The organism is Candidatus Palauibacter sp. (assembly GCF_965261555.1).
In the GTDB taxonomy this organism is placed as follows: Bacteria; Gemmatimonadota; Gemmatimonadetes; order Palauibacterales; family Palauibacteraceae; genus Palauibacter.
Map to the genome: position 1 here is coordinate 2,343,885 of NZ_OZ253465.1, position 17,195 is coordinate 2,361,079.

Here is a 17,195-nt window from a genome sequence, read left to right on the forward strand (position 1 = left end):
GCCAGCGGAGCCTCGCCATGTCGGACGCATCGCTTCTCTCCAGAAATCCGCGAGGGTCGAGCGGGCCCGTCTCATGGATCGCCGTCCCTCTGTGCGCGATCGTTCTGCTCGGGGTCGCGGCGTGCACCGGCGGCGAAGCCCCGGCGCCGGAGGCCGATGTCCCCACCTTCGAAGGGTCGGTGGATCTCGAGATCGGAGAAGTGGAGGGAGACGAGCCCTACCTCTTCAGTAACGTGTTCGCGGTCGCGGCGGATCCGGCGGGGCGGATGCTCGTCGCCGACGGCCCGGCGCACGAGGTGCGCGTCTTCGCTCCAGATGGGGAGTTTCTCTTCCGCCTCGGCGGGGAAGGGGACGGCCCCGGCGAGTTCAGAAGGCCATTCCATGTCGGCTTCTCTCCCGAGGGCGAGTTGTGGGTGGGCCAGCAGCCACGCTACACGGTGTTCGAACTGGAAGACGCCGGCGCCCGCTACGTTCGCACCGTGCGGCGCCCCTTCCCAGGGCAGATGGGCGGCCACCCCGTCGTCTTCGACGCCGAGGGACGGTTCGTCGACGTGGGACGGCTCCCTGATGGGGAGGGACGGTTCGTTGAAGCGCGCATCCGTATGAATCCCGACGGGAGCCAGGACACGGTTCAGGTGGACGAACCTGCCGCCGCAGCGGAAGGGCGAGCGACCCTGGAGTTTACGCGGAATGGCCTTCCGGGTCTCCTGTACTTCTATCAGCCGTATGGACCCGAGTGGCTGCAGGCGTACGGTCCCGGCGGCGAGTGGGCGAGCGCCGTGAGTTCGTCGTACGTAATCGAACTTCACGGTCCCGACGGCACGGTCACGCAGCTTGTCGGGCCCTCCGATCCCGGCCCGCCCCTGACCTCCGACGAAGCGGAATACGCCCGGGAGCGTCTGGAGGGAGACGTGGAGCGGGGCAATCTGGACACACCGCTGTTCGACGTTCCGGAGCGAAAACCGCCGCTGGCCGAGCTGTTCTTCGACCAGCGGGGTCGACTGTGGGTCCAGAAGACGGCGGCGGGCGGGGCTGACACGATCGAGGCGGACGTCTACGAGGGGACAACGCTCGTGGCGAGATACCGCTGGCCGAGACGTGTGCGGGGAGGGCGGTCGCCGTGGGTCACGGAGACGGCGCTCTACGGAACCACCAGGGACGAACTCGACGTCCAGCGCGTCGCCCGCGTCCGCTTCGAGCCGAGCCCGTGACCCGGGGCATGAAGATCCGGGCATGAAGCTCGGCCCGGGCGGGCGCATCCTGATCGGGATGCTCGCCGGCGTCGTCCTGGGCGCGATGCTTGGCGAGCGGGTCGCCGCGATCCAGCCGCTCGGCGACCTCTTCATCGCTCTTCTCGTGCTGGCCGCCGTGCCGCTCGTCTTCTTCAACCTCCTCGCCGGGCTCACCTCCCTCGCGGACACGCGCACGCTCGGACGGCTCGCCGGAAAGACGCTCGGCTACTTCCTCGCGACGGATCTGATCGCGCTCTCCCTGGGGCTGGGCGCCGTCGCCCTCCTCCGTCCGGGGGAGGGGATGCAACTGACGGAGCCGGTGGCGGACACCGTCTCGGGGCCGGTGGGGGACGCGCCGTCCGTCGGGGACGTCCTCCTGGACATGATTCCGACGAACGTGTTCCGGGCCTTCGCGGACGGGAACGTGGTGCAACTCGTCGTCCTCGCACTCCTTCTGGGAGTCGCGACGATGGCGCTGGGAGACGGCCCGCGCACGCGCCTCGCCACGCTGTTCGAGGACGCGGCGCGCCTCTTCCGGCGCCTCGTCCACATGATTCTGTGGATTGCCCCGGTGGGGATCGGGGCCCTCGTCGCGGTCACGGTGGGCCGCTACGGAGCCGACCTGATCGGCCCCATGGCGCGCTTCCTCGCGGGCGTGTGGGGAGCGCAGATCGTGATCGTGACCGGGTACATGCTCCTGCTCCGGCTCTTCACGGACTACCGTCCCTGGCCCTTCCTGCGCTCGACGGGTTCGCTGTGGGCGACGACCGCGGCCACGACCTCCAGCCTCGCCTCGCTCTCCGTCGGACTCGAGTTGGCCCGCCGTCTCGGCATTCCCCGCGGCGTGTTCTCCTTCGTCCTCCCCCTCGGGGCGCAGCTCAACAAGGACGGGACCTCGGTCATGCTGACGGCGGTCCTCCTCTTCACGGCGCAGGCGGCCGGCGTCACCTTTTCGCCGGCGGATTTCGTCACGATCCTGCTCCTGGGCCTGCTGCTCTCGCACGGCACGGGCGGGGTCCCGGCCGGCGGCTTCGTGGTTGCGCTCATCTACGTGCAGGCGCTCAACCTGCCGATCGAGGTCGCGGCGATCGTCGGCGGGATCTACCGTCTGGTGGACATGAGCAACACGACGGTGAACATCATGGGCGACATGGTCGGCGCATCGCTCGTCGCCCGTTCCGAAGCGAGGCGAGCGTGAATCGGGACGTGAGAGCGCTTTTCCCCGGCGCGAGCGAGCAGCCCTACTTCGACATCTCCGCGAATTCCCTCATGGCCGAACCGGTGCGGGCGGCGATCGAGCGGCACCTGGGCGGGCGAACGTCGGGCCGGGGAGACAAGACCGAGATGGTCGCCACCGTCAATCGCGCCCGGTCCTCGTTCGCGTCGCTCATCGGCGCGGCTCCCGAGGAGGTCGCGATCACGAAGAACGTCTCCGACGGCCTCAACCTCTTCGGCGCGAGCCTCCCGTGGCGGGCGGGCGACAACGTGGTCCTGTGTCCGGCGCTCGAGCACCCGAACAACATCTACCTCTGGTACAGCCTCGCCCGCACGCACGGAATCGAGGTGCGGCCGGTCGCGCCGGAGGACGGGCACGTCCCGGTGAGGTCGACGGCCGCGGCGATGGACGAACGCACGAGGCTCGTGACGCTCCCGACGATCACCTTTGCGCCGGGGTTCGTGACCGACGTCGCGGCGATCTCGGCCGCGGCCCGGAAGGTCGGGGCGCTCACGCTCGTGGACGCGGCGCAGTCGATCGGCGCCCAGCACACCGACGTCGACGAACTGGGCGTCGATGCGCTCGCCGTCGCGGCGCAGAAGGCGCTCCTCTCGGTGTACGGCTTCGGCTTCCTGTACGTCCGGCGCGAGGTGGCCGAAACGATGACGCCCGTCCACGTGGCGCGGTTCGGGATCGAACTCGACGCGCACGAGACAGCGTACTCGGACGACGAACTCCGCTTCCGCGCGGCGGCGCTCCGCTTCGATGTCGGCAACTACAACTACCTCGGCGCGGCGGCGACGGACGCGGCGCTGGACCTCCTCTCGGCGTGGGGCGTGGCCCGCGTGGAGGCGCACGTTCGGGGACTTGCCGCGAACCTCTCGGACCGACTCCGCGAGCTCGGCCTCCCGGTGGTGGGCCGGCCCGGCCCCCATCTCGCGCACATCGTCTCGGTGGGCGAGAGCGGCGGCGGACGCCACTACACGGCCGACGACCCCGCCATGAACTCGCTGTACGAGCACCTGACCGCCGCCGGCATCCGCCTCGCGATCCGCACCGGCATGCTCCGCTTCTCCATCGGCGTCTACAACGACCGGAGCGACATCGACCGCGTCGTGAAAGCCGCTCAAGCGTGGTGCGCCCGGACGCGGTATGGTCAGTCGGATCGGGAGAAGGCGCCGTGAGATACGCGATCATGAGTAGTTGCCGGCACCATGACACTGACAACTGAAGACGGGAGTCCGGGATTGTCTGCTCACTACGGAAGTGAATCGCGTAATTCTGGCCGTCCGAGGCTGGATCGACGCGCGTTCATGGCGTCGGCTTCGGCGCTGGGGCTGGGGGCCACGGCGCTCCCAGCGGCCCTCTGGGCGCGCACGCGCGACGGGCAGGAGGCGCTCACCAAGGCCGATATCTCCGCCGCCGCGCGCGTGGCGGGACTCGAGTTCACGGACGAGGAACTCGAACTCATGGTGGAGGACCTGAACGGGACCCGGGAGAGCTACGACGAGTTGCGGACGGTCGAGATCCCGAACTCCGTCGTCCCCGCCCTCCACTTCGAGCCCGCGCTGCCGGGTGCGGTGTACCCGGCCGAGTCGACGGTCTTCCGCTACACGCGCCCGCGAGGGCTCGAGCGTCCGGCGGACCTCGAAGCGCTGGCGTTCGCGCCGGTCACGGAGTTGGCCGAACTCGTCCGCTCCCGGCAGGTGACGTCGACGGAACTCACGGAGATGTACCTGGGCCGGTTGAAGGCGCACGGGGAGACGCTCGAGTGCCTGATCACGCTCACCGAGGAACTCGCGCTGCGGCAGGCGGCGCGCGCGGACGCGGAGATCGCGCGCGGCTACTACCGGGGGCCGCTGCACGGGATCCCGTGGGGGGCGAAGGATCTCCTCGCCGAGGACTCCTACCGCACGACGTGGGGCGCCAGGCCGTACGAGGACCAGCACATCCCCGATGACTCCACGGTGGGACGGCGGCTCGAGGAGGCCGGCGCCGTGCTCGTGGCGAAGCTCACCCTGGGTGCACTCGCACAGGGAGACCGCTGGTACGGCGGGCAGACGAGGAACCCGTGGAACCTGGAGCAGGGGTCGAGCGGCTCCTCGGCCGGCTCCGCCTCGGCGGTGGTGGCGGGACTCGTCGGGTTCACGATCGGGAGCGAGACGCTGGGTTCGATCGTCTCTCCCTCCACCCGCTGCGGCGCCTCCGGGCTCCGGCCCACCTTCGGGCGCGTGAGCCGGGCCGGGGCGATGGCGCTCTCGTGGTCGATGGACAAGCTGGGACCGATCTGCCGCGGCGTGGAGGACTGCGCCCTCGTCCTGCATGCGATCCACGGCGCGGACGGGATGGATCCCACGGCGCGCGATGTGACCTTCGACTGGGACGCGGAGCGGCCGCTCTCCGACCTCCGCGTCGCGTACGTGCCCTCCGCCTTCGAGGGGGAGCGGGAGGACGAGGAGTGGAAGGCGTTCGACGAAGCCTCGCTCGAGGTCGTCCGCGGACTCGGGATCGACCCCATGCCGCTCGAACTCCCGGACGACATCCCCTACGGCGCGATGCGGATCATCCTCAGCGCGGAGGCCGGGGCCGCCTTCGACGAACTCACCCGGAGCGGGCGAGACGACCTGCTCGTCCGCCAGACGCGCGCCGCGTGGCCCAACACCTTCCGCAAGGCACGCATGATCCCCGCGGTGGAATACATCCAGGCGAACCGACTGCGCACGATCGCCATGCACCGCTTCGAGCGGGCGATGGAGGGGATCGACGTCGTCGTCACGCCGAGCTTCGGAGGACCGATGCTCCTGCTCACGAACCTCACGGGGCACCCGCAGGTCGTGATCCCCAACGGGTATCGGTCGGAGGACGGGACGCCGACGAGCATCTCCTTCGTGGGAGGACTGTTCGGCGACGCGGAGGCGCTGCGGCTCGCGAAGGCGGTGCAGGACGCGACGGAGCACCACCTGCGGCGTCCGCCGCAGTTCGCGTCGTGAGCCCGGCGGCCGGGAACGGGGCCGGGAAGATCATCGATCTCCGCAGCGACACGGTCACGCGCCCGACGGAGGCGATGCGGGCGGCGATGGCGGCGGCGCCCGTGGGGGACGACTGCTACGGCGATGATCCGACGGTGCTCGAACTGGAGCGGCGGACGGCGGAGATCCTCGGCAAGGAAGCCGCCATGTACGTGCCGACGGGCACCATGAGCAACCAGCTCGCCCTGCGCGCGCACACGGAGCCGGGCGACACCGTGCTCATCGGCCCGGGGGCGCACATCTGGTTCGGCGAGGGGGGCGCGCCGTCGCCGGTCTCCGGGGTCGTGATCCGGCCGCTCGAGGGCGAACGCGGCATGTTCGGCGCGGCGACGCTGCGGGCGGCGCTCAACCTCGACATGGGGACCGTGCGCGCGCGCATGCAGTCGCCCGTGCGGCTCGTCTGCGCCGAGAACACGCACAACGGGGCGGGCGGCGCCGTGTGGCCGCTCGACCTCCTGCGCGAGATGCTCGCCGCCGCGCGGGAGGCCGGCCTCGCGACCCACCTCGACGGCGCCCGGCTGTGGAACGCGACCGCGGCCACCGGCATCCCCGAGGCCGAATTCGCGGCGGGCTTCGACACGGTGAACGTCTGCTTCTCAAAGGCGCTCGGCGCCCCGCTGGGTTCCGCGCTCGCCGGCTCGGCCGATCTCATCGAGCGCGCCCGCCGCTTCAAGCAGCTCTACGGCGGGGGCTTCCGGCAGGCGGGGATCGTGGCCGCCGGCGCCCTGTACGCACTCGAGCACCACCGCGAACGGCTCGCGGAGGATCACGCCCGGGCGACGAGGCTGGCCCGCGGACTCGCCGCGATCCCGGGACTGGAGGTCGATGTCGAGGGCGTGGAGACGAACATCGTCCGCTTCCGGACGACGGCGGTCGACGCGCCGGAGTTCGCCGGGCGCTGCCGGGAGGCGGGTGTCCTGCTGAACGCCTACAGCCGGCGGGATCTGCGGGTCATCCCCCACCTCCACACGACGGATGACGATGTAGCGGGCGCACTCGAGGTCTTCCGCCGCGCCGCCGCCTAGACCCAGTGGCCTGGCCGCAGTCGCCTGGCCGCAGCGGCCTGGTCGCGCGGCCGGCCTAACTGCCCTTCCCGAGCGCGACGGCGACTTCGGCGTCGATCGCCTGCGTGATCTCGTCCGACCGCTCCGAGCCGAGCAGGACCGCGATCCAGCGGGTGGACTCGTTCGTCCCGAGCACGATGCGGAACATCACTGTGAGCGGTACCGACAGCAGCATCCCCACGGGCCCCAGGACCCAGCCCCAGAAGACGAGCGAAGCGAAGACGACGAGCGTCGACAGGCCCACGCTGTACCCCATGACCTTCGGCTCGATGAGGTTGCCCCAGAGGACGTTGACGACGAGGAACCCGGCCGCGGCGGCGACCGCCGTCCCGACCCCCATCGTGAGCCACGCGACGAGCACGGCCGGCACGGCCGCGATGAAGGACCCGATGTTGGGCACGTAGTTGAGCAGGAACGCGAGCACGCCCCACAGAATCGGGTAGTTGACGCCCAGAAGCGCCATGAGTCCCCCGATGCAGAGACCGGTGCCGAGGCTGACGATCGTCTTCAGCACGACGTAGCGCCGAACCGCGGTCCCGACCTTCTCCCAGTTCTCCCGTGCCTCCGTCGCATCGGCCTCGCCGAAGGCGACCCGCACCTTGGTGGGGAAGCTCGAGACCTCGAGCAGCATGAAGACCATCGTGAGGATGATCAGGAACCCGTTGGCGAGGATGAACCCCAGGTTCTCGACGAGCTGCCGCATCAGGCCGAGCACCCAGCTCGGCGAGATCGAGATGAGTTCGTTGGTGTCGAGCAGCGGCGACTGGAGCCCGAAGCGCACCATGTAGTCGCTCAGCGTGGCCTCCACCGTCTCGACCTGCTCCGCGAAGAGCCGGTCGAGTTGCGCCTCCGTGCGCCCGAGTTCGACGAGAGGGGTCGCGATGAGTCCCCCCGCCACGGTCCCGAGGGCGAGGATGACGAGCACCAGGGCGAGGACCGCGACGGACTTGGGAACGCGGTGGTCCGTCATCCAGCGGAGCGGCGTGGAGCACAGGATGGTGAGAAAGAGCGCGAGCACGAAGGAGACGATCAGCCAGCTGGCGGCCCGCATCCCGGCCACGATGATGACGAAGGCCGCCAGGTTCAGAAGGGTCCGGTGTACTCGTGTGGCGTCGTCGCGCATGGAACGAGGGTGCGGGCCGGAGCGGGCGGAGGCAACCCCGGAGACGGCGGGCGCCGACGCCGGATCGTCGTTGCAGCGCGCGCCTTTCCGCGGATAGTTTCGACCGTTCCCTCGTGACCGCGAAGGTGACCGCGAATTTCCGGGATGAACTCCCGAAACGAACTGCCGGGAAGAAGCGCTTGATCGAACCGAAGATCCGTGTGCTCGTGGCCAAGCCGGGGCTCGATGGCCACGACCGTGGTGCGAAGGTGATGGCGGCCGCCCTCCAGGACGCGGGGATGGAGGTCATCTACACGGGACTCCACCAGACGCCGGAGATGATCGCCGCCACCGCGCTCCAGGAGGACGTGGACGTCGTGGCCCTCTCGATCCTGTCGGGCGCGCACATGACGCTCTTCCCGCGCGTGAAGTCGCTCCTCGACGGGCAGGGGATGGACGGGGTCCTTCTCACCGGGGGAGGAATCATCCCCGCCGAGGACATGGAGGCGCTGACCGACCTCGGCGTCGGTCGCCTCTTCGGGCCGGGGACCTCCACTTCCGAGGCCGTCGACTACATCCGCGCCTGGTTCGAGGAGAGCGGGCGCGAAGCCTCCGGGGCGAAGGGCTAGCCGCGGCCGGTGGGGGATAACGACGACAGCCGGATGGGCGCGCTCGTCGCCGAACTGCGCGAACTGGAAGCCCGGATCCAGCGTGGGGGCGGGGAGGAGCGCGTGGCCCGGCAGCATGCCCAGGGCAAGCTCACCGCCCGCGAGCGGGTCGACCTCCTCATCGACGAGGGCGGCGGCTTCCTCGAGATCGGCCTCCTCATCGCGCACGACCGGTACGACGGCAAGGCGCCCGCCGCCGGCGTCGTCACCGGGGTGGGCGAGGTCTGCGGGCGCGAGGTCGTCATCGTCGCGAACGACCAGACGGTGAAGGCCGGGAGCTGGTGGCCCGAGACGATCACGAAGATCCTGCGGGCGCAGGAGATCGCGATGCGGTGCCGCGTGCCGATCGTCTATCTCGTGGATTCGGCCGGCGTGAACCTGCCGTACCAGGGCGGGGTCTTCCCCGGGCAGTACGGCGCGAGCCGCATCTTCTACTACAACTCGATCATGCGACACTACCTCGAGGTGCCGCAGATCTCCGCCGTGATGGGCCAGTGCATCGCGGGGGGCGCCTATCTCCCCGCCCTCTCGGACGTGATCGTGATGGTCGAGGGGACGAGCTTCATGGGTCTCGGCGGGCCGAACCTCGTGAAGGGGGCGACCGGGCAGGAGGTCGAGGCCGAGGAACTCGGCGGGGCGCTGATGCACAACCGCGTGAGCGGCGTGGCGCACTACCGGGTGGAGGACGACAACGCCTGCATCGAGAAGGTCCGCTCGCTCGTCGCCGGCCTCCCCGCCGGCCTCCGTCCGGACCCCGCCATCGAAGCGCGCGAAGCGGCGCGCCCCGCGGAGGAAGCCTACGCGCTCCTGCCCGGCGACCACCGGCAGCCCTTCGACATGGAGGCGGTCCTCGAGATGGTCCTCGACGAGGGTCCGTTCGAGGAGTTCCAGGCGGACCGCGCGCCGGAGATGCTCACGGGCACGGGGCACATCGACGGCTTCCGGGTGGGGGTCATCGCGAACCGGCGGGGCATGTTCCGGGGCGAGGCCGGCGAACCGCCGAAGTTCGGCGGGATCGTGTACACGGAGAGCGCGGAGAAGGTGGCGTATTTCATGGATCTCTGCGACCGGCACGACACGCCGCTCCTCTTCGTGCAGGATGTGAGCGGGTTCATGGTCGGGCCGAAGGCGGAGCAGTCCGGGATCATCCGGGCGGGCGCGCGCATGGTCGAGTCGATGGCGACGGCCCGCGTGCCGAAGATCGTGCTCACGGTCAACCACGCGAGCGGCGCGGGGTACTACGCGATGGCGGCGCAGGGGTTCGATCCCGACTTCATCTTCACGTGGCCGACGGGGCGGATGGGAGTGATGGAGGGAGAGGCCGCGGTACAGGCCGCGTTCGGACGCAAGCTCGAGGAGGCGGCGGGCGGAGAACTGGATGAGGAGACGGCGGCCGCGATCGAACGGACGCGGGAGAACTACGAGGAGCAACTCGATGCGAAATACGCGGCCGCGCGCGGCTTCGTGGACGCGATCGTGACCCCGGAGGACACGCGGGCGGTGCTGTCGCTCGCGCTGCGCTGTTCGCTCGGCAACCCGGGCCCGCATCTCGGACCCTTCACCCTCCCGGACAGCCTGTGAACGCGCAGCCCGGGGCGCCGGAAGCCCTCGCGCTCGAAGAGGCGTCGGCCGCGGTGGGGCTCGAGGAGCGGCCGCTCCCGGCCCGCGTGGCGCCCGACGGCGGCCGCCGGGTGCGCGTCGCATCGGGACAGGGGTTCTGGGGAGACTGGCAGGAGGCGCCCAAGCTGCAGGTGCGGCGCGGCGCGATCGACTACCTGATGCTCGACTACCTGGCCGAGATCACGATGTCGATCATGCAGAAGCAGCGGGACCGGGATCCGGCTGCCGGTTATGCGCGCGACTTCGTGTCCCTGATGGACGACCTCATCGGCGATCTCCTCGAGAAGGAGGTCCGCGTGGTCTCCAACGCGGGCGGCGTGAACCCGGAGGGATGCCGGGCCGAACTCGGGTTCGCGTTCGCGGATCAGTCGCTGCCACGCCGGCCCCGCGTGGCGGTGATCACGGGCGACGACCTCATGGACTCGCTCGACGACCTCCTCGCGGCGGGACACGAACTCCGCCACATGGAGACGGGCGAGCCGCTCTCGACCGTCCGCGACCGGGTGGCCGCCGCGAACGCGTACCTCGGCGCCGAACCGATCGTCGAGGCGCTGCGGCAGGAGGCGGACATCGTCGTGGCCGGGCGCTCGACGGATACCGCGCTCACCTACGCGCCGCTAATGCACGAGTTCTCCTGGCCGGCCGACGACTGGGACCGGCTCGCGCACGGGGTCGTCGCCGGACACATCAACGAATGCGGGTGCCAGGCCTCCGGCGGGAACTCGCTCGTCGACTGGCGGGAGATCGACCTCACCCTCCCGGGCTATCCCATCATCGAGGCGGAAGAGGACGGGACCTTCGTGGTGACGAAGCACCCGGAGCTCGGCGGACGGGTGACGTGGGCGACCGTCGCGGAGCAGATCGTGTACGAACTCGGCGACCCGCGCGAGTACATCACGCCCGATGTGGTCGCGGACTTCTCGACCATCCGTCTTCGCGACCTGGGGAATGACCGGGTCCGGATCGAAGGCGTGGCCGGCCGCTCGCGCACGGACAAGCTCAAGGTGTCCATCGCGTACCACGACGGCTTCAAGGCGGTGGGCGCCCTGACCTACGCCTGGCCCGATGCGGTGGACAAGGCACGGCGCGCGGACGAGATCCTGCGGGGCCGGCTGCGGCACCTGGGGCTCGAGTTCGACGAGATCCGGACGGAACTCGTCGGCGCCGGCGCCTGCCACGGGCCGCTCGCCGGCGCCCCCTCCGACGACCTGCCCGAGGTCACGCTGCGGGTCGGCGTCCGCAGTCCGGACCGCCACGCCGTGTCGCGCTTCAGCCGGGAGATCGCGCCCCTCATCCTCGCGGGTCCGCCCACCGTCACCGGCTTCGCGGGCGGCCGTCCCCGCGTGCAGGAGGTCGTCGCATACTGGCCCGCGCTCATCGACCGCGGAGTCGTGGAGGCTAACGTCAGAGTGGAGACGATGGAGCTGTGAGAGTGCAGCTGAAGGAGATCGCGTTTGCCCGTTCGGGAGACAAGGGAGACACGGCGAACGTAGGACTTATCGCTTTTCGTCCATCCATTTATCCGTTTTTAGTAAAAGAAGTTACTGCTGAACGTGTGAAGTATCACTTCAATGGAATCTGCGAGGGCGAGGTCGAGCGTTTCGAGCTTCCCAACCTGCGTGCGCTCAACTTCCTCCTCCACCGCTCGCTGGGAGGGGGCGGGACGGTGTCGCTGATGCTCGATGCCCAGGGGAAGACGTTCGCCACGGCCCTGCTCAGGATGGAGATCGACGTGCCGGACCATCTCCTGGACGGCTCGGCGGACTGAGGCGCGGTTCAGGGATTCCGAGAGGCTCATGTTCGAATACCTCGAGATAGAGATCGACGAACGGACCGGCGTGAACCGGATCCATCTCGATCGCGCGGAGCGCCGAAATGCGCTGAGCGGGGCGCTCGTCGCGGAACTTAAGGAGGCGCTCGCGCTCGCCGAGGCGGACGCCCGGGTGCGCGTGGTCGGGATCGGGGGGCGCGGCCCCGACTTCTGCGCGGGCGCGGACCTGGCGGAGGTGCAGGCTTCGGTCGAGGAAGGGGTCATGGCCAGCCTGCGGGAGGCGGAGGCGCTGGGTGAACTCTTCACGCTGCTGAGGAAGCTCTCGAAGCCGGTCGTCGCGATCGTGCACGGCCGCGCGCTCGCCGGCGGGTGCGGCCTCGCGACGGCGTGCGATCTCGTGCTCGCGGCGGAGAGCGCCCGGTTCGGCTACCCGGAGGTGCGGCTCGGTTTCGTGCCCGCGATGGTGACGGCGATCCTGCGCCGGAATCTCGGGGAGAAGCGCGCCTTCGAGTTGATGTCGCTCGGGGACACGATCGATGCGGCGGAGGCGTCGCGGCTGGGGCTCGTGAATCGGATCCATGCGGACGCGGAGTTCGAGGCCGAGAGCGCCGCCTTCCTGGCCGAACTCGCCGGGCGGAGCGCCTCCGCGCTCGCGCTCACGAAGAAGCTGCTCTACGGCACGGAGGGGCAGAGCTTCGAGGCCGCGGTGGCGACCGGCGCCCGCGTGAACGCCGTCGCCCGCATGACGGACGACTGCCAGGCCGGGATCCGCCGGTTCTTGGCAGCCCGTGGCAAGCGGGAGAAGGGCGGGAAACGGGAGAAAGGGGAGGGAGCATGAGCGAAACGGGCGTGGCTTCGGCGGCGGGGTCGGCTTTCCTGTGGCGGGTCGGGGCGCTGGGCGCCGGAGCGTCGGGCATCGTCCTCCTCGGGACGGACGGGGCGCCGCTCACGCTCGCCGTCCTCCTGCTCATCGCGGGGCTCGCCGCGGCGGGCGTGCTCCTCGGAGGCGGCGCGTACGGCGCGGAGGCCGAGGGCCGGCTCGACCTGAGCGCCCGCCTCGGGCTCGGACTGCTCGGCGGACTCCTCGGCGCCGGGGTTTCCGCCGCGGCGCGCGCGGTCGTGGCGACGTTCGGCTCCGTCGGAGCGCTGAGCATGGGACTGACTTCGGGGTGGACGGGAGCGGAGTTCCTGTCGCACCTCGGGAGCGGCGCGGTCTGGGGCCTCATGCTCGGCGTGCTCTACACGCACATGCCGGGATCGCCGGCCGCTCGCGGCGCGATGTTCGCCCTGGCGCCGACCTTCTACGTCGTCATCCGGCTCGCGATCGGCGAGCCCGCGCTGGACTTCGCGAGAGGGGAGCTCCCGCTCGTGTCCGCGCTCGCGCTCTACGCGGGGCGGGGCGTGTTCGTCGTCTTCTCCATCCTTGCGGTCAACGTGCTGTGGGGGGCGATCGCCGGTGCGACGCTGGGCTGGGGGGAAGCGGGCGACGAGACGCCGGTTGCCCGCCCGATCGACGAATAGCGGAATTGGACGACCGGCCTGAGGCGTCGACGTCCCGCCGCGACTGGTGGCTGCGGCTGCAGGTCGGGCTCGGTCTGGCCGGGGGCGCCACATGGTTCATCGGCGCGTTCACGGAGCAGGATTTCGTGGCCGGCGCGGGCTGCGGCCTCCTCGTCGCGGCCGTCGTTCTCCGCCTGGGGCGAACGAACGCCTGACCCGCCCCCGCGGCAGGTGGCGCTCCCCGGACCCGGGGCCGCGTCCCCGCGTTGAGCCGGCGTTGATCGCATGGCGCATCGAGGGGTGTGGATACCGACGAAGGCACCGCCTCGGGCCGCCCCGCGGCCACGCTCCAGGACGCGCGCGACCTCCTGAGAGAACGGTTCGGCTACGACGACTTCCGCCCCGCCCAGTCGCGCGTCGTGGAAGCCGTCCTCAGCGGCCGGGACACGCTCGCGGTCCTTCCGACGGGCTTCGGGAAATCGGCGTGCTTCCAGATCCCGGCGCTGCTGCGTCCGCGAGCGACCCTCGTCGTTTCGCCGCTCATCTCGCTCATCGAGGATCAGGTGGCCGGGGCCGTGCGCCGCGGCATGCGGGTGCTCGGCTGGACGAGCGCCACGCCGCGGGAAGAGGTGAACAAGGCGCTCGACCGCGCTCGTCGGGGCGAACTCGACCTCTTGTATCTCGCGCCCGAGCGCCTGGAGAGCCGGGCCGTCTGCGATCGCCTGCGTGAGGTCGGCGTGGGGGGCATCGCCGTGGACGAGGCGCACTGCGTTTCCCAGTGGGGGCACGACTTCCGTCCCTCGTACCTGCGGATCGGGCGCGCGAGGGAGAGGATGGGGAGCCCGCCGCTGACGGCCCTCACCGCTACCGCGACGTGGCGGACGCGGCGCGAGATCGAGCGGTTTCTGGGGATGGAAGGGGCGATCCGCATCTTCGTGCCCGCGAACCGCCCGAACCTGCGCTACTCCGTGGAGATGGCCTCCGATACGCGCGAAGCCTATCGGTGCGTGCGGCGCGAGGTGACGGCGTGCCGGGGAGCGTCGGCGGTCGTCTACGCGCGCACCCGGGGACTGAGCGCGCAGCTTGCGATCGCGCTCTCGAGGACGGGGGTGCCGAGCGCGCCGTACCATGCGCGTCTGCCGATCGAACGGCGCCAGGCGACGCAGCGGGCCTTCCTGGACGGGAGCATTCGCGTGGTCTGCGCCACGACCGCGTTCGGCATGGGGATCGACCACCCGCACGTGCGCCTCGTCGCGCATCTCGGCGCCCCGGGGTCGCTGGAGGAGTACGTCCAGGAAGCGGGTCGCGCCGGCCGCGACGGCGAACCCGCGCGCTGCGTGATGGTCGCGATCCGCGAGAAGCGCCGCCGTGCCCTTCCGTTCGGCCGGCGCGAACGTCCCCGGCCGGGCCGCCCGCCGCCCGGCTCCGACCGGGCCGCCGTCGACGCCGAACGGCGCGCCGCGATCCGCGCCTACATCGAGACCGCCGCCTGCCGCCGGGCGGCCATCGCCGCCTACTTCGGCGAACGCGCTCCGGTCTGCGATGGATGCGACAACTGCGACCGTGACCGGGCCGCGCCCGCGCGCGCCGCGGGCCGGCCCGTCAGAACGACCACGACACGCCGAAGATGGCGATCACGGGGAGGGAGGCGAGCGGAGCGGGACGGGTGAGCGGCTGATCCGCCGTCGTCTGATAGAAGAGCGCGTCCCGGCGGTCCAGCGCGTTGAGCACGCGCACGTAGGGGGCGATCTCGACGGACGAGCGGCCGATGCTCGCGACCCAGCGTCGCGAGATCTCCGCGTCGACTCGGAGATACGAATCCTCCGGCGCGCCCGAGAGCACCGGCAGATCGTCGCCGCTCGGGGCGCCTGTCTCCTCGGGTCCCGCCGTCACCGACGCGAAGGAGAGTCCGGCCCCGTACGCGAGCCGGATGCCGAAATCGAACTCGCGGACGCTCGAGGAGAGGCCGCCGCTCAGGAGTTGCCGGCCCACGAGCGGGGTCTCTTCTTCCGGATCGTCCGTCCGCACGAAGGCGATCGAGTAGCCGACCCAGCCCCGGACCGGACCCTCCTTCGCCTGGGCCCACAGATCCATGCCCAAGGAGTGGAGCTGATTGGCGTCGGGGAGATCGTCGAAGGACTTGAAATAGGTTTCGAAGCCGACATCGACGCCGTTCTCGAGCGAGTTCGCCAACCCGACCACCAGGTGAGAGGCATCCGCGATGCTGGACCCCGGGGTCGACGGCGGGACCCCGTCGCGATTCAGCGTGGGCAGGACGCCGCCGATGGTGGGTCCGGTGAGGTCTCCCGAAAGGATGGATTCCGGCCCGCGCACCACCTGAAAGAACCTTCCGGCGGAGACGCGGAGGTCCACCGCTTCCGTCGGGTGCCAGGTGACGGTGCCCCGCGGCGCGAACTTCGCGCGGCGGGAGGAGGCGAAATAGCTGGTCCGGAATCCCCCCCTCACCTCGACCTGGGGCGCCACCTCCCAGATCGCCTCGCCCCAGCCGGCCACCACGTCGGCGCGTCGCACCGCGTGGATCAGGTCGTGCGCCGTGCTGCCGCCGAGGACCGTCCGCCGGTCCACCACGGTCTCGTACGAGTCGAAGCCACCGCCTGCGGCCCAGCGAAGCTCGCGGCCTCCCGATTCGAACAGCGCCTCGGTGCGGGTTCGTACGGTCCGTGCGATGACGTCCGCGAAGGAGGCCTCGAAGTCCAGTTCCTTGTCGCGCGGCAACGGCAGGCCCGTGCCGAACCGTCCGTGAGCGCCCCTCAGCGTGAACGTGCCGTCGGCCAGCGGGACGCGATAGCTCGCGGACCCCGCCAGGTTGCCCCAGTAGGCCGACTCCACCGCCCCCGCGTCCTCCAGCCGCCCGATGTCGAGGAGCACGGACTCGCGGTTCCAGAACCCGGTGGCCGTGAACTTCCCCGGCCCCAGACGATAGTCGAGCCGGCCCAGGAGGTCGCCGTACCCGTACGGCATTTCCTGCTCGTTCGTGATCATCGGATAGCCGAGTCCGTGAAGTGCCCGGCCGCTGAGGAGCATCCGCCCGGCGGGTCCGATCGGGCCCTCCGCCCGCAGGGTGCCGCCCAGAACGTCGGCCGCGCCGGCGACGCGGAAGCTCTCCGCGTCTCCCTCCCGGATCTTGAGGTCGAGGACGTAGGAGAGTCCCCCGTCGTACCGGGCCGGCGTCCCACCGATGTACAGGGACGCCTCGTCGAGCACGCCGTCGGGAAAGGCGTCGAGGAGTCCGCTGAGGTGGAACGGCGCGTAGACAGGCGCGCCATCGAGCAGCACGAGCTTCAGGTCGGACGCGGCGCCCCGCACGTAGAGCACGCTTGTCGGGTCCGCGGGGTCGATGCCGGCATCATCCAGCGTCAGACCCGCCTCCGCCACGCCCGGAGACGAATCCAGCGCGCGGAGTTCCGTTTCTCCCTCCTCCCGGAACCCGGCGCGCGTGAGGCCGGGAGCGGACAACCGCCGTGCGACGATGTGGGCGAACAGGCTCGGCATCGCGACGGGCCGCCGCTCCAGAGCCAGGTCGAGCGGGACGTCGCCGCCCGCGGGGACCACGACGCTGGCGGCGAGCGGATCGCGATCCAGCGCCCGCGCGACGAGAAAGACGGGTCCCGCCGGAATCCCATCCGCCCGGTAGAAGCCTTCGTCATCCGTCACGAGGAACCAGGAAAACGCGGGCAGGCGGATTTCCACGGAAGCGGCCGCGATCGGCGTCTGGGTCTCGGCGCGCAGCACGCGGCCGAAGACGGTGCCGACGGCCGGAGTGTCCTCCGAAGAGGGGGAGGTCGGGGGATCCTGAGCGAGAAGCGGCGGAGCGAAGAAGCAGGTCGAAACCGGGCCGAGGAGCAGGGCGAACCGCCACGGGTGGGAGACGGGCCCGGGGCTTCGGTACATGGGCTTCGTCATCCCGGGATCCACCCCTCGAGGGTTGCTCAGATCGTCAGGTCACCGTTGTCCACCACTGCGGCGTCCGTT

Annotated in this window: 15 protein-coding genes; 13 read left to right on the forward strand and 2 right to left on the reverse strand. The window is 70.7% G+C overall.

The genetic code is table 11. From position 1 onward, the window contains the following. The first annotated feature begins 17 nt into the window (after positions 1-17). The 5 genes from ACQY5G_RS10125 (at position 18) to ACQY5G_RS10145 (ending at position 6,502) form a co-directional block, all read left to right on the forward strand. Positions 18-1,211 (forward strand): hypothetical protein, encoded by a 1,194-nt coding sequence (locus ACQY5G_RS10125; protein WP_428273616.1) that lies wholly within the window; start codon positions 18-20, stop codon positions 1,209-1,211. A gap of 22 nt (positions 1,212-1,233) precedes the next feature. Beyond that, positions 1,234-2,430: a dicarboxylate/amino acid:cation symporter gene (locus ACQY5G_RS10130; protein ID WP_428273618.1), complete on the forward strand. Its 1,197-nt coding sequence runs from the start codon at positions 1,234-1,236 to the stop codon at positions 2,428-2,430. Between the two features lie 8 nt (positions 2,431-2,438). Next, on the forward strand, positions 2,439-3,632 hold the full coding sequence (locus tag ACQY5G_RS10135) for an aminotransferase class V-fold PLP-dependent enzyme (protein ID WP_428273620.1): 1,194 nt from the start codon (positions 2,439-2,441) through the stop codon (positions 3,630-3,632). Between the two features lie 129 nt (positions 3,633-3,761). Next, positions 3,762-5,438, forward strand: a complete 1,677-nt coding sequence (locus tag ACQY5G_RS10140; protein WP_428273622.1) for an amidase family protein — start codon at positions 3,762-3,764, stop codon at positions 5,436-5,438. Then, positions 5,435-6,502 carry a threonine aldolase family protein gene (locus ACQY5G_RS10145; protein ID WP_428273624.1) on the forward strand — a complete coding sequence of 356 codons (1,068 nt, stop codon included), beginning with the start codon at positions 5,435-5,437 and terminating at the stop codon, positions 6,500-6,502. Before ACQY5G_RS10140 ends, ACQY5G_RS10145 begins: the two co-directional genes overlap by 4 nt. A gap of 55 nt (positions 6,503-6,557) precedes the next feature. Here the strand turns inward: ACQY5G_RS10145 and ACQY5G_RS10150 are convergent, their stop codons facing one another. Further along, entirely contained in the window at positions 6,558-7,664 is a 1,107-nt protein-coding gene (locus tag ACQY5G_RS10150; RefSeq protein ID WP_428273626.1) for an AI-2E family transporter, read from the reverse strand. A gap of 182 nt (positions 7,665-7,846) precedes the next feature. On the opposite strand from ACQY5G_RS10150, the gene ACQY5G_RS10155 reads away from it, so the two are divergent. From ACQY5G_RS10155 to ACQY5G_RS10190, 8 genes are all read left to right on the forward strand, one after another. After that, complete coding sequence (locus tag ACQY5G_RS10155) at positions 7,847-8,272, forward strand: cobalamin B12-binding domain-containing protein (protein ID WP_420617479.1); 426 nt, start codon at positions 7,847-7,849, stop codon at positions 8,270-8,272. Between the two features lie 9 nt (positions 8,273-8,281). Then, positions 8,282-9,892, forward strand: a complete 1,611-nt coding sequence (locus ACQY5G_RS10160) for an acyl-CoA carboxylase subunit beta (protein WP_428273628.1) — start codon at positions 8,282-8,284, stop codon at positions 9,890-9,892. After that, positions 9,889-11,361 (forward strand): acyclic terpene utilization AtuA family protein, encoded by a 1,473-nt coding sequence (locus ACQY5G_RS10165; RefSeq protein ID WP_428273630.1) that lies wholly within the window; start codon positions 9,889-9,891, stop codon positions 11,359-11,361. The genes ACQY5G_RS10160 and ACQY5G_RS10165 overlap by 4 nt, the downstream gene beginning before the upstream one ends. Positions 11,362-11,363: 2 nt before the next feature. Then, complete coding sequence (locus tag ACQY5G_RS10170; protein ID WP_428273632.1) at positions 11,364-11,699, forward strand: AtuA-related protein; 336 nt, start codon at positions 11,364-11,366, stop codon at positions 11,697-11,699. A gap of 28 nt (positions 11,700-11,727) precedes the next feature. Next, positions 11,728-12,540 carry an enoyl-CoA hydratase/isomerase family protein gene (locus ACQY5G_RS10175; RefSeq protein ID WP_428273634.1) on the forward strand — a complete coding sequence of 271 codons (813 nt, stop codon included), beginning with the start codon at positions 11,728-11,730 and terminating at the stop codon, positions 12,538-12,540. After that, a complete protein-coding gene (locus ACQY5G_RS10180; protein WP_428273636.1) occupies positions 12,537-13,223 on the forward strand; it encodes a hypothetical protein in 687 nt (228 codons plus the stop codon). The genes ACQY5G_RS10175 and ACQY5G_RS10180 overlap by 4 nt, the downstream gene beginning before the upstream one ends. A 5-nt stretch (positions 13,224-13,228) precedes the next feature. After that, complete coding sequence (locus tag ACQY5G_RS10185; protein ID WP_428273638.1) at positions 13,229-13,417, forward strand: hypothetical protein; 189 nt, start codon at positions 13,229-13,231, stop codon at positions 13,415-13,417. An 87-nt stretch (positions 13,418-13,504) separates the two neighbouring features. Continuing rightward, entirely contained in the window at positions 13,505-14,872 is a 1,368-nt protein-coding gene (locus tag ACQY5G_RS10190; RefSeq protein WP_428273640.1) for a RecQ family ATP-dependent DNA helicase, read from the forward strand. On the opposite strand, the gene ACQY5G_RS10195 is transcribed toward ACQY5G_RS10190, so the two are convergent. Then, positions 14,805-17,126, reverse strand: coding sequence for a carboxypeptidase regulatory-like domain-containing protein (locus ACQY5G_RS10195; RefSeq protein ID WP_428273642.1), 2,322 nt, complete (start codon positions 17,124-17,126; stop codon positions 14,805-14,807). The two genes, ACQY5G_RS10190 and ACQY5G_RS10195, sit on opposite strands and share 68 nt — an antisense overlap. Positions 17,127-17,195: the final 69 nt, after the last annotated feature.